We start from the raw sequence: 11,914 nt of genomic DNA on the forward strand, positions 1-11,914 counted from the left end.
TCAAGCAGCCGTATTGGCCGGCATGATGCTGGCCGCCCGGGCACAGGCCCAGCAGCCCCCGGTACCCGAGCCGGCCCCGGAACCGCCCGTGGCGCCGTCTGCGGCCGCGGGCGACGTCACCACGCTGGGCGAAGTACGCGCCATCAAGCCCGATGAAGACGTGCCGCTGGATCTGTACCGGTTCAAGAGCCCGGTGCAGGCCGAAAACAACCGCTTCAGTCGCTCCTGGCGCGAACCGCCCAGTCCGGAGCAGGTGGGCATCAGCGGCGGCTACGTGATGATGGGGATTGTGTACGGCATCGTCAAAACCGCGCAGGGCATCCACAAGATCACCGGCGCACCGGACCAGATCCAGTCGGCCATCGCCCGCCCGCCGCCGCAGCTGACCGAACAGCAGCAACTGCGCGCGTTGCAGTTCTGCGATCCGCAGCAGGGCTGCGTGGCACCGCCGCAGAAGTGACCGGCTATCCTGTCGCCCCGCCACGCCCGCTTACCGCCATGTCCCTGCGCTCTGTGTTCCTGCTTGCCGCCCTGCTTCCCGTCACGGCCATGGCCAGCGGCAGCGCCGACGACGGCAGCTGCCGCAACGGCGCCTTTCCCTCGGAACAAAGCGGCTTCGCGCTGGCCAAGGTGGTGGGTGTATCGCGGCTGTACCTGTTGAGCGACACGGAGGGCTGCCCGGCGCGCGGCGAACCGGCGTGTCGCCAGCGCAGCTACGTGGTGCCCGGCGATACGCTGATCACCGGGCGCGACAAGGATGGGTACCGCTGTGCGTTCTTCCCCAACAAGGGGGGCGGCAGTGCGGGCTGGGTAGCCAGCACGCGGCTGCAGCCGCAGCCGCTGCCACCGCCGACGCTGCAGGCATGGGCCGGCGATTGGCGCGATGGCGATGACCAGCTGGTCATGGGCGTGCGGGGTGGCCAGTTGCACGTGGAGGGCGATGCCTACTGGCCGTCGGCCAATCCCACCCCGGAGGTGCGCCCGTACGGGCCGAACATGGGCCAGGTGGAGGCGCTGGCCGCGCCGACGGGGAGCACGGTGACGTTCCAGGACGCCACCTGCACACTGCGCGCCCACCTGCTGGGCGACTCCCTGATCGTGGCCGACAACAGCGAATGCGGTGGCATGAACGTGCGGTTCAACGGTGTGTACCGGCGTACCCGCCCGCAGCGGTAACGCCGGACAGGGCCCGGCGCGAGGGTGGCCGGCCGGGCCAGTGCACGAAAACCATGTGTGTCAGCTTGCCAGCCCGGGTACCGGGCGGGTCTGCATGTCCGCGTCCAGCGCGCGGCGGCGCGCCCGGGCCCGGGCTACCCCGCGGCACAGCAGCACGGCTTGGCCCAGTGCCAGCGCACTGGCCAGCAACAGGGCCAGCGTGCTGGCAGCGGCGGCCACGATACGGCGCTGGTCGGCATCGGTATTCACCTCCAGGCGCAGCCCGGCGGCATCTTCGTGGCGGCCCACCACCAGGCCGTCCACCGTGAACGGCACCGGCGTGGCCAAGGTGGTCATCGCCTGCTCCCAGCGATCCAGCACCGATTCGGCACGCACGTCGGCCGCATCGTGCCGTATCGCGTCGGCATCGCCCCGCAGGTCATGCGGGGTGGCCAGCACCACGCCGCCCTGCTGCAGCGACAGCAACTGCGGGGCAAGCGTCTGCAGCTGCCGCGCGATGGCGGTACCGGCATGGCCACGGGTAATGTCCTGCAGCGCGCTCAACTGGCTCGATGGCATCAGCATGCCGTCGTTGCCTTCCTCGACGGCACGGCGCAGTTCGCGGGCCAGCAGTGGCCAGCTGTCCAGGGCGCGTTCCCGGCCGTCCACGTCTGCCGTGGCGGCAAGCTCATCGACGATCCCGCGCTTCAGCGCGTCGCAGTCCTCCAGGCCGGCGGCGCACGCCTGTTCGACGACCTCCACCAGGTTGCCCATGCCGCTCACGATCTTGCCGCCGCTATGGCGCGCCGACAGTGCGGCCTGCGCGTAAGGATCGGCACCGGCCTGCTGCAACATCAGCAGGCGCAGCATGGCCGACATGTTGTCTTCGCGGACGCTGACATAGTCGCCGCGATACAGCGACAGCAGCGCGGCCGGCATCTGCAGCCCGGGCAGCGTCACCGGTGTGCCGCCCCAGCGCACGCGGCTGCAATCGGGCAGCACGATGGCCGCATCGATGTCCTGCAGGGGAGTGAGGGCGAGTTCGCACTGGCCGTCGCCGCGCAGCCTGACCCGGTCGCCACCGCGCGGCGGCCGCTGCGCCAGCGAAGCCGCGGTGGCATCGCTGCGGGTCTCTCCGCCACGCACGCCCTGCCACGCCAGCGCCATGTCGTCGATGACGCCATGGCTGTTGAGCAGCGCGGCCAACAGTGCCACCAGCCCCACGGTCAGCAGCACCACATGTTGGCCCCAGCGCACCGCCGGGAAGCGACGTGCTTCGTCCACCTGCGACCACGCGCTGCCCATCGCCAGCACCTCGCCGCTGGTCGCCAGGATCTCCATCTCCACCGGCTGCCCGAGTGGCAACCGCCCGGAGTGCTGCCAGTGCGCCGGCATCTGTACCTGCAACGCATCGCCCAGGAAGTAGTGATAGGTGCGCAGGGCTGCATTGGTCGGATTGGGCAGCTCCACCAGGCGCAACGGCCCGTGGACGCGGTTCACCGCCAGCGGCTTCGTCGGCGCGGCCGGGGCGGGGCGCCGCCACTGCCACCACACCGCTGCGCCGGCCATCGCCAGTGCCGCCAGCAGCAGCGGCACGCGTGCACCGCCGAGATCGGCATTGGCCACTACCAGCATCAGGACGAACGCAAGCACCCAGAGGCCGGCCATCTTCCACACCCGCGAGGTGGGCTGCCGCAGTGTCGCTTCCTCGGGCGTTTCCACGCGCCGTTCCCGTATCTCCACGGGCGTCTCTGCGATGTGTTGCACGGGCCTGCTGAGGGTGGCGTCGGCGTCCGCAGGGTCGTTCTGACCGGGCAGGGGCGGCGGCAGGTCGTCATCGCCGTGGGCGCTTGCCTGCTGCAGGGTGCGGGCACGGCCGTCCACCACGGTGAAGCCGTTGAGCCGCACCACAATGGCCTGTTTGGCGCTCAGCACCACCTCGGCATCGTTGTCGTCGTCGTGCAGGAACGCCAGCGCGTCGTAGGGAAACAACACCTCCACGTTGCCCAGCGTGTCGTGCAGGGTCTGTGCGCCGTTGACCTCGATGCCGTGGCGGCTGAAACGTCCACGCAGCGCCCGTACCTCCGGCGCCCAGCTCAGACCGCCGGCCACCCGCAGCGGCTCCAGCGCCAGTGCTTCGTCCGGCGTCAAGGTACGCAGCACGGGCGCCTGGCGCAGCTGCGCCAGCGCACCGTGATTGTCGCTGCGCCGCGACTTGTAGGACAGGTAGCTGAAAAGGGCCAGGCCGATCAGCACCAGCTTCAGGATGATCCAGAACGTCATCGCGTCGCTCCCGCATGGGTGCGGTTGGGCCCGGACGAATGGGGCAGGAAACGCGTGCGATCGGCGCACGACATCATGTCGTTCATGGCTCCCTCCATTGGAGCGGCATTTGGCGGGCGCTAGTCTGCCGCGCGCGGCCGGATAGGGCAAATGGCATGCCTGCGTTTATCGCGTGATGCCACTCGCGGTGCAGCGGCGACAGCACGCCCACCGCTACGAATACGCAGCGTTGTAAACGCGTCAGCGCGGCGGCGGTGGCGGTGGGCTGTACCCGGCATCGGGGGTGACGGTCACCGCCTGCAACGTCATCGGCTCGGCATCGGGCTGTTCAACTGACGCGATTGGTGCGATTGGCGGGGGCTGCGCAGCCGCTTCCAGCGCCTGGATGATGGCCTGTTGGCGTCGCTGGCCTTCAGCCACCTGCATCGCCATCATCTGCGCGGCGAATTCACGCTGGCGCTGCTTGGCCACGTGGTCGCGCAGCAGCAGCCCGCCCACCATCAGCAGTGGTACGGCAAGAAGCAGCACGGAGGCGGTCAGCTGCGTGCGGTGCGAGGGGGTGTTCGATGGCGTTGCCATGTATGCGTGACCTGTCCTTGGTGTGCAGTGCGCAGTAGTGTGCACGAGGTGGTCATGGCATGCAGGAACGGAGCGCACGTTGTGGCGGAGGGGGGCGGTGCGGGCAGCGTGCCGGATTACGGTGTGCCGCGCGGGCGCCGACGCTCCAACCACCACAGCAGGCCGGCCACCACGATGAAGCCAAGCAGCCACGGCCAGCGCGGGCCGGGTACGGGAACAACCGCAGCGGTCGATGCGGTGATGTCAGTGCCCAGCCGCAGCGCGGTGGCATCGCGTGTCTGCTGGCGGTGCATGGCCTGCGCGCGCGCCGGGTCGACCACGTAGAAGGCCTGGGTGCGTGTGCCCATCTGCACCTGGTACCAGCCTGCCTGCTGCGGCCAGTAGCCGGCACAGCGGTCGCCGGCGGTGCCCGGATCGATGTGCAGTGCCACCGTGGTGCCCTGCGGGCTGCGTACGGTGGTGCCGTCGGCCAGCGCGCACAGCGCGATGCGTTCGCCTGCCCATGCCGTGGCACTGCCCAGGCGCACCGGTGCAGGGGTCGCCAGCGGACGCGCCAGGGTTGCCACCACGCTGCTCCACAGCTCGGCATGACGATCGTCGCGGCCGGCCAGTACCAGGCGGTAGCTGTCGGTGAGGGGCAGCAGCGCGAGGCGACCACGGCCCACATCGCGCCAGCCACCCAGCGCAGCACCGCTGGCATCGTGCAGCAGCGGCGTGGCATCCAGGGCGCGCAGGTTGAACTGCTCCAGCGCGGGCAACGGGGCGTTGTGCGAGGTGCTGTCCGCTTCGTCGATGGCGGCGGTGGGTGCGCTGGCCGCACGCTGCGGCCCGCGCCGCGCCTGCAGCAGCGCAGGATCCGGATCGGCGGTCAGGCGCAGCGGCAGGCTCTGGTTGCTGCCGCTTGTCGCCAGGCCCCAGCTACGCAGTGTCTGCCGCGTGCCGTCAGTGAGCGGGCCGCTGCTGCGCACCAGTACGCCGAGACCATCGCGCAGTGCCTGCTGCACGGCCGCGCGCTGGGCCGAGCCAAGCGCGGCCACGCTGCGCTCATCGAGGATCAGCACATCGGTCGCAGCCAGACGCGCGGCGGTCAGGGCCACCGGTGCGTCGCCGAGCACCACCCCGGCGCCCGCGCTGGCCTGGGCATGCAGCTCCAGGCCGGTATCGGTTGCCCATCGGCGCAGATATTTCAGCTCCGGCGTGGGGGCGCCAGCCAGCACCAGCACCCGCACGCCGGGGGCGTCGTCGGTCTGCAACGGCACGGGCACGGTATCCACCACGTGCCTGTCGGCGTCGAGCAGGCGCAGGCTGAACTCGCTGCGGCCGCTGGCACGGGCAACGCCGTCCAGCGCAACGCTGCCATCGCGGCCGGGCGTGGCGCGGTCCACGACGATGCCGGCCGGATCAAGCAGTTCGGCGCGCGCACCGGCCACGCCCTGGACCCGCGCCCGCACCGTGAACAGTGCGCCGGGAACGGTGATGGCCGGTGGTTGCAGAGCGACCCAGCCGCGGGGCGCGGCGGCAGGCTGCAGCGTGACCTGCCGGGGCAGCGCGATGTCGCGGTCACGCGCCGCCAGCCCGTCGCCCTGCAGTACCAGCGCCTGCGTGCCGGGGTGCTGGCGCAATGCCGTGGCCAGGTCGGGCGCGACGCGGGCGCCGCTGCGCGACGGCGCTTCCGGCAGTGCAATCACGCTGGCGTCGCCGGCTGCGTTCGATGTGGCCGTCGCGTGGCCGGTCAGGATGGTCAGGCGCTGGGCGGCGATGTGCACCGGCGGTGGCAGCAGGGTGAGGTACAGCAGCGCGGCCGCGCCGACCTGCAGCACCAGCAGCGCGACGATGCGCGCGGTACCGTGCGTGGGGTTGCGACGCTGCTGCAGCAGCGTGCGAACGCTGCCGATCAGCACGATGGCCAGCAGTGCCGACGCGATCCAGACGGCATCATTCATCGCGTGGCCTCCAGGGCATCCAGGTAGGCCTGGCCCATGCGATCGGGAGGCGTGCGTCGCGACACCTGCGGACTCGGCCGCGACAACGCCCGCCACAGGCGCGCGCGCAGCACCGCGCGGCACTCGCCGCAGTCCGGTGCAACCCGCAGCTCTTCGATGGCCGCGGCCAGGCTGAGCGGATCGGGCAGGCGGCTGTCGTTGCGCTGCAGCCACTGCGCGATGGCATCCAGGTCGGGCGTGTTGGCCGGGTCGGCAAGCTGTTGCCAGGCGCTCACGATGGCTGGCTCCGGCGCGGGCACCGCGGCGATGGGCAGGGTGCGGCTGCCGAGGTCGGTGCGGTCGCCGCTGAGCCGACGGCTTTCATCGATGGGCGGAAGTTCCGGGCCCACCCGCGCCAGATAGATGCGCTCGGCCTGCTGCACCTGCTTGATGAAGGCCAGGGCCTTGTTGGCGTAGGGCAGCGCGGCCTCGGGCCGGCCCTGGCGCAGCTCGCCTTCGGACGACCACATCTGGTCCAGGGCGGCTTTCAGCGTGGCGCGGGTCTGCGGGTCGAGCAGGGTGGCGGCTTCGGCGTGGTCGTGGGTGTGGCCGTACTCGGACAGCACGTCGGTGGCGCTGCCGAACACCGGCGGTGCCTCCGGTGTGGCGCCTGCATGGTCATGGCCGTCATGGCCGGCCTGCGCATGGTCGCTTTTTTCGGCCTGCGCATGGGCGTGCGCATCGGTGTCGTCGTGCGCATCGGCCGTGGGGGTGTCGCTGGTCGGCAGCGCGTCGCTGGTCGGCGGGGGCTTGGCGCCGCCTTCGCTTTCCTCGCCCAGGAACTGGCCGTAGCGCAGGCGCAGGATGCGCTGGTCCACGCCGATGGCATCGGCGCGCTTGATGAATTCTTCGGCAGGCAGCTGGCGACGCAGTTTGATCAGCGCCTCGGCGTCGATGATGATCTGGCGCTGGCTGCGGAAGTAGGCAGGCAACGTCTTCTTGACCATGCCTTCCAGTTCCGCGCCCTGCACCTGCTCCACGCTGGGCAGGCGCAGGATCACGCTGGTGCTCTGCGCGGTCTGTGGCGTGGGCGCACGGTTGTCGCGCACCTGCAGTTGGGCGATCACATCGTTGCCCGACTCGGCCCCCAGCGCGGCCAGGTCCAGCGTGCGCGCGAAGCGGCGCAGCGTGGGCGTGCCGCTGCCGGCCAGGGTAAGGGTGTGTTCGCGGAAGGTGATGTTCTCGCCGCTGCCCTGGGCCAGGGTGATCTTCAGCTGGGCATCGGCGGCCACGCCATGGTCGTCAGTGGCCTCGAACTGCAGCGCCCACTGCCGTTGCCCGGGCATGCCCAGCACCAGCGTGCGGTCCGGGGCGAGCACGCGCACGCGCGGTGGCTGGTCGGGCAGCACATCCAGGCGGTACAGGCGTGGCGCTGCCAGCGCCGGCATGGTGACCACGCGGTACAGCGCGGGGCGGTCGGCGGTCCATGTGCCAGTCCAGCTGTCGCCCTCGCGACGCAAGGCGACACGGCGGCCATCGTGGAACTGCAGCACGGCCTCGCGGGGCTGCGCGCTGAAGCGAAGCGACCACTGCAACGCGCTGCCCTGCGCGACCTTTGCATCCAGTGTGCTCTGCACCCGCGCCGGCTGCCCGGTGTAGGCCGGGGCGTTGATTGCCAGCCGGCTGGACTGCAGGCGGGGCGGTTGTGCGGGCGTGGCAAGTGGGGCGGTGACCGGCGATGGCCGCGCGGTGCCGCCGCTGGTACGCGGCCATCCCAGTGCCAGCGCGATCACCACCAGCGCACCCAGCCAGGCCGCCAGCAAGGCGCGGCGCGGCCACGCCGTGCGCAGGTCGGGCGTTTGCGTCTGCAACGTGGCGTGCACGTGCGCGCGCTGGCGGTGCTGCAGGGGGTTGAGCGCATCGTCGGGCGCGAACAGCAGGTCGGCGCTGTCCTGCAGTGGGGCGTGGCGGTCGAGCTGGCGTACCAGCCAGCGCCGGTCCAGCTGGCGGCTGCGCCAGGTGGCCAGTGCCACGCCAGCCAGCAGCGCCACCAGCAGCACCACCGTGGCGATATCGAACCCGCCCAGGCGCAACGCCACGGCCGTGGCGCCCAACGCGAGCGGCAACGCCAGCAGCAGCGTCGACCACCACCGGCGTCGGCGTGCCTGCTGCCAGCGCTGCTGCAGGGCGGCGATCATGCCGCGCCTCCACGCCGGGGCGACGTGGCCAGCCAGCGTTCAAGCGCGAACAGCAGCACGGTCAACGCCAGCAGCCACGGTGCAAGGTCCAGCGGTTGCGGCGTGGGCGCGTGGGCACCCTGCAACGGTGCGTGCGCGCGCGCGGCTACCCACTGTGGCGCAGCGACCGGACGAACCAGGTGCAGCAGCTGCCGCGGGAAGTCCGGGTCGCGCAGGCCCGGCGACGCGGTCGGCGACACCGCCGCGTGGAAGCGCAGCAGACGCCCGCTGCCGACCCGGTACTCGCTGAGCATCGCCGCGCCCTCCGCATCGCGCAGCACCACGACTCCGGCCGCACCGGGCGGCGGCGGTGCGCTGCCCAGCAACGTGCCGCCACCCGCCAGCCAGGCCTGCCAGGCCGGTGGCAGCGGGGTCGTGGACGGCCACACGCCGATCTCGTCGTTGCGGGGCACGGCCGCGTTGGCCGGCGAGAGCGGCGCGGCGCTCCAGGCGCGTTGCACCGCATCGAACACGCGCTGCGCCTGTGCATCGGCGTCCACGCCCAGGTGCAGGCGCGGCGCGCGTGCCGTTGGCTGCGCCGCGCGCGGCTTGGCGAACGCCAGCGGTTGCCACTGCACGGCGCGCGACAGTCGCGGGCGTTCGGCGTCCGCGCCCGGCATCGGGTCGGGCACGTAAACGGTCAAAGGGGTACCGGCAGGCAACTGCTCGTCCAGCTCGCGCAGCAGGCTGGCCAGCGGCTGCGCGTCGGTGGGGGCGGGCTGTCCCAGCGGCGGGAAGCCCGGTGCCAGCCAGCGCCAGTCGGCGTTCGGCTGTCGTGCATGCTGCGCGGCGACGTCCAGTCCGGGGGCCACCGCAACCACCGGATGGGTGTCGGCAGCGCTGCCCTGCAGTACCGGGCGCGCCAGCAGCAGCGCCAGGGCGGCCAGCAGCGCCAGCCGCACCAGCAGCAGCGGCCACTCGTCGAAACGAACGCGTTGGCGCGGCCGTACCTTGGCGCGCAGCCAGCGCAGGGCGGCAAACTCCAGCGGTGCGTACTGGTGGCGGCGCGCCAGGTGGACCAGCAACGGCACCAGCCACGCAGCCAGCGCCAGCAGGCCCAGCGGAAACAGCAGCGCCAGGCTCATGCGCCGCCGCCCGGGCCGAACAGCTGGCGCAGCGGTGCATCCAGCGGCTGGTCCAGGTAGCCCACCGCATGGGCAATGCCGCTGGCATGCAGGCGTGCCTGCAGGTCGCGCTGGGCCTGGGCGAAGCGGACCAGGTAATCGGCGCGGATCGCGCGCCCGTCACCCAGCAGTTCCTCGCCGGTTTCCGGATCGCGGAAGCGGTGGCCGTCGGTGAACGGGAAGTCGCGCTCGTCGGCGCCCAGCAATTGCACCTGCAGCACCTCGCGGCGCGCGGCGGCCAGGCGTTCCAGCAGCACGGTGCCGTCCGTGTCGAAGCCATCGCCGAGGGCCACCAGCAGATCGCCGGGCTGCACGCGCTCCCACACCGGGCGCAGCCTGTCGGCGGGCGGCCAGCTGCCCTGGGCGCGCAGCTGGCGCAGCAGCAGGTGCACGCGGTCGCGCTGGCGCGGGCCGCTGCCGGCGGGGATCAGCTGCACCCCCTGGCCGTTGACGGCGATCACGCCGAAGCGGTCACCCTGTTGCAGGGCCAGTTCGACCAGGCAGGCGGCCGTGGCGCAGGCGTGGTCCAGGCGCGACCAGTCCGGGCGGGCACGGTCGTGCTGGGCGGCCGAGGCGCTGGCGTCCACCAGCACCCAGCTGGTGATCGGGCTTTCGCGTTCGGATTCGCGCACGAAGAAGCGGTCCGAGCGGGCATACAGCTTCCAGTCGATCTGGCGCAGTTCGTCACCCGGCTCGTAGGCGCGGTACTGCGCGAACTCCAGCCCGGCACCGCGGCTGCGGCTGGCGTGCTGGCCGATGCCGTGCGCACCCCGCGCACGCCGCGGCAACAGGCGCAGCGCCTTCAGGCGGCTGCGCACGTCGGCGGGAATGGCGATGGGGGCGTGCAGCGTCACGGCGGGCTCAGGCGGGGAACGGCACGGCCTGCAGCAGCGCGGCGATCACATCGTCGGCACTCTTCTGCTCGGCCTCGGCGGCGAAGGACAACAGCAGACGATGGCGCATCACCGGTGACACCAGCGCCTGCACATCCTCGCGGGTGGCGGCGAAGCGGCCCTGCAGCAGAGCGCGCGCCTTGGCGGCCAGCACCAGCGACTGCCCGGCACGCGGGCCGGCGCCCCACTTCACCCACTGGTTGATCGCCTCCGGGGCGGTGGTGCCCGGGCGGCTAGCGCGCACCAGCCGGGTGATCCAGGTGAGCACGTCATCGCTGACATGCACCTGGCGCACGGCGGCCTGCAGAGCCAGCACGTCGTCGGCGTCCATCACCTTGGGCACGCTGCCACTGGCGCTGCCGGTGGTCTGCAGCAGGATGTCGCGCTCTTCCTGTTCGGTGGGGTAATCCACGCGCACGTGCAGCAGGAAGCGGTCCAGCTGCGCTTCGGGCAACGGGTAGGTGCCGGCCTGCTCGATCGGGTTCTGCGTGGCCAGCACGAAGAATGGGGCAGGCAGGGTGTAGGTGGTACCGGCGTAGCTCACCGTGCGCTCCTGCATGGCCTCCAGCAGCGCGGCCTGGGTCTTGGGCGGGGTGCGGTTGAGCTCGTCGGCCAGCAGCAGGTGGGTGAAGATCGGGCCCTGCTGGAAGCGGAAGTGGCGGTGGCCGGTGCCGTGGTCTTCCTCCAGCAACTCGGTACCCAGAATGTCGCTGGGCATCAGGTCCGGGGTGAACTGCACCCGGCGGAACTGCAGTTCCAGCGCCTGGCCCAGCGAGCGCACCAGCAGGGTCTTGCCCAGCCCCGGCGCGCCTTCGAGCAGGCAATGGCCGCCGGCCAGCAGGCCGATCAGCAGCTGTTCCACCACCGCGTGCTGGCCAACCACGGCCTGGCCCAGCGCGGTGCGCAGGTGCTGCAGTTTGGGTAGAAGGGCATCAAGGCGGTCGGGGGTCATAAGGCGCTCGCATCAATCGATGTAGAGCCACGCCATGCGTGGCTGAAGAATCAGGAAGAAACTAGTTGTTCAACGCATACATCACGATGTTGACCGCGAAACGGGTGTTGTCTTCGGCCAGGAACCGCTTGTTGCGCCAGTCGTAGTCCCACTCGCAGCCGTAATCCTTGTTGCTGTAGAGCAGGCCCAGCCGGCCATCCACCTCGATGCCCTTGAGGTAGTCATGCACCAGGTCGTCGCCCCAGCCGTTGAGCTCGAAGCCGGTGGCGGGCGGCCCGTCGGGGAAGCGGAAGAAGCTGCGGTACAGCGCGTGGCTGTTGGGCAGTTTGTTCAGCGCCTTGGGACCGAACAGCTTGGCCATCTGCGCCTCGAACGACTTGGCAAACAGCCCGTCGATGTCGTGGTTGCAGTCATCCACGAACACGAAGCCCCCGTTGCGCACATAGCGCACGAAGTTCTGCCGCTCGGCGGCGTTGAACTCGACCAGCTTGTGCCCGGCCAGGTAGCAGAACGGGGCTTCCAGCATGCGTGGGTCGGACAGGGCGATGACATGCTCGGTCGGGTCCACGCGCAGGGAGGTGTAGTCGATCAGCGAGGTGATCACGTTGGACGGCATGCGCGCATCCACGTCCCAGTCGCCGGAGTCGTACTTGAGGCGGGTGAACCAGAAGTCGTAACGACCGGCCTGGGCGCGCGCCAGTGAGGGCAACGCCGCGAATGCGGCGCTGCCCAGCAGCAGGCGCAGGAACTGCGCGCGGTTCATCCGTGC

10 protein-coding genes are annotated in these 11,914 nt (G+C 71.1%); 2 read left to right on the plus strand and 8 right to left on the minus strand.

Going from position 1 to position 11,914, the window contains the following annotated elements; translation table 11 throughout:
- The first annotated feature begins 22 nt into the window (after positions 1–22).
- Both AC1DCJ_RS08180 and AC1DCJ_RS08185 read left to right on the plus strand, forming a co-directional pair.
- Positions 23–460 (plus strand): hypothetical protein, encoded by a 438-nt coding sequence (locus tag AC1DCJ_RS08180; RefSeq protein ID WP_137191408.1) that lies wholly within the window; start codon positions 23–25, stop codon positions 458–460.
- A gap of 38 nt (positions 461–498) precedes the next feature.
- A complete protein-coding gene (locus tag AC1DCJ_RS08185; protein WP_478070649.1) occupies positions 499–1,176 on the plus strand; it encodes a hypothetical protein in 678 nt (225 codons plus the stop codon).
- A 60-nt stretch (positions 1,177–1,236) separates the two neighbouring features.
- On the opposite strand, the gene AC1DCJ_RS08190 is transcribed toward AC1DCJ_RS08185, so the two are convergent.
- The 8 genes from AC1DCJ_RS08190 to AC1DCJ_RS08225 form a co-directional block, all read right to left on the minus strand.
- Positions 1,237–3,438 (minus strand): IgaA/UmoB family intracellular growth attenuator, encoded by a 2,202-nt coding sequence (locus AC1DCJ_RS08190; protein WP_478070650.1) that lies wholly within the window; start codon positions 3,436–3,438, stop codon positions 1,237–1,239.
- A 240-nt stretch (positions 3,439–3,678) separates the two neighbouring features.
- Positions 3,679–4,017 carry a hypothetical protein gene (locus AC1DCJ_RS08195; protein WP_478070651.1) on the minus strand — a complete coding sequence of 113 codons (339 nt, stop codon included), beginning with the start codon at positions 4,015–4,017 and terminating at the stop codon, positions 3,679–3,681.
- Between the two features lie 116 nt (positions 4,018–4,133).
- Positions 4,134–5,960, minus strand: a complete 1,827-nt coding sequence (locus AC1DCJ_RS08200) for a hypothetical protein (protein ID WP_478070652.1) — start codon at positions 5,958–5,960, stop codon at positions 4,134–4,136.
- Positions 5,957–8,137: a hypothetical protein gene (locus AC1DCJ_RS08205; protein ID WP_478070653.1), complete on the minus strand. Its 2,181-nt coding sequence runs from the start codon at positions 8,135–8,137 to the stop codon at positions 5,957–5,959. Before AC1DCJ_RS08205 ends, AC1DCJ_RS08200 begins: the two co-directional genes overlap by 4 nt.
- Positions 8,134–9,255 carry a BatA domain-containing protein gene (locus AC1DCJ_RS08210; RefSeq protein ID WP_478070706.1) on the minus strand — a complete coding sequence of 374 codons (1,122 nt, stop codon included), beginning with the start codon at positions 9,253–9,255 and terminating at the stop codon, positions 8,134–8,136. Before AC1DCJ_RS08210 ends, AC1DCJ_RS08205 begins: the two co-directional genes overlap by 4 nt.
- A gap of 2 nt (positions 9,256–9,257) precedes the next feature.
- On the minus strand, positions 9,258–10,154 hold the full coding sequence (locus tag AC1DCJ_RS08215; RefSeq protein WP_478070654.1) for a DUF58 domain-containing protein: 897 nt from the start codon (positions 10,152–10,154) through the stop codon (positions 9,258–9,260).
- 7 nt (positions 10,155–10,161) lie between these two features.
- Positions 10,162–11,145: an AAA family ATPase gene (locus tag AC1DCJ_RS08220; protein ID WP_478070655.1), complete on the minus strand. Its 984-nt coding sequence runs from the start codon at positions 11,143–11,145 to the stop codon at positions 10,162–10,164.
- A 61-nt stretch (positions 11,146–11,206) separates the two neighbouring features.
- Positions 11,207–11,908, minus strand: a complete 702-nt coding sequence (locus tag AC1DCJ_RS08225) for a DUF4159 domain-containing protein (protein ID WP_038691357.1) — start codon at positions 11,906–11,908, stop codon at positions 11,207–11,209.
- Positions 11,909–11,914 lie beyond the last annotated feature (6 nt).

Source organism: Stenotrophomonas sp. 10N36 (assembly GCF_056395005.1).

Bases quoted from the DNA above. Each gene is read 5' to 3' on its own strand.
- AC1DCJ_RS08180 (WP_137191408.1), top strand. From the start codon at position 23: ATGATGCTGGCCGCCCGGGCACAGGCCCAGCAGCCCCCGGTACCCGAG.
- AC1DCJ_RS08185 (WP_478070649.1), top strand. From the start codon at position 499: ATGTCCCTGCGCTCTGTGTTCCTGCTTGCCGCCCTGCTTCCCGTCACG.
- AC1DCJ_RS08190 (WP_478070650.1), bottom strand. From the start codon at position 3,438: ATGACGTTCTGGATCATCCTGAAGCTGGTGCTGATCGGCCTGGCCCTT.
- AC1DCJ_RS08195 (WP_478070651.1), bottom strand. From the start codon at position 4,017: ATGGCAACGCCATCGAACACCCCCTCGCACCGCACGCAGCTGACCGCC.
- AC1DCJ_RS08200 (WP_478070652.1), bottom strand. From the start codon at position 5,960: ATGAATGATGCCGTCTGGATCGCGTCGGCACTGCTGGCCATCGTGCTG.
- AC1DCJ_RS08205 (WP_478070653.1), bottom strand. From the start codon at position 8,137: ATGATCGCCGCCCTGCAGCAGCGCTGGCAGCAGGCACGCCGACGCCGG.
- AC1DCJ_RS08220 (WP_478070655.1), bottom strand. From the start codon at position 11,145: ATGACCCCCGACCGCCTTGATGCCCTTCTACCCAAACTGCAGCACCTG.
- AC1DCJ_RS08225 (WP_038691357.1), bottom strand. From the start codon at position 11,908: ATGAACCGCGCGCAGTTCCTGCGCCTGCTGCTGGGCAGCGCCGCATTC.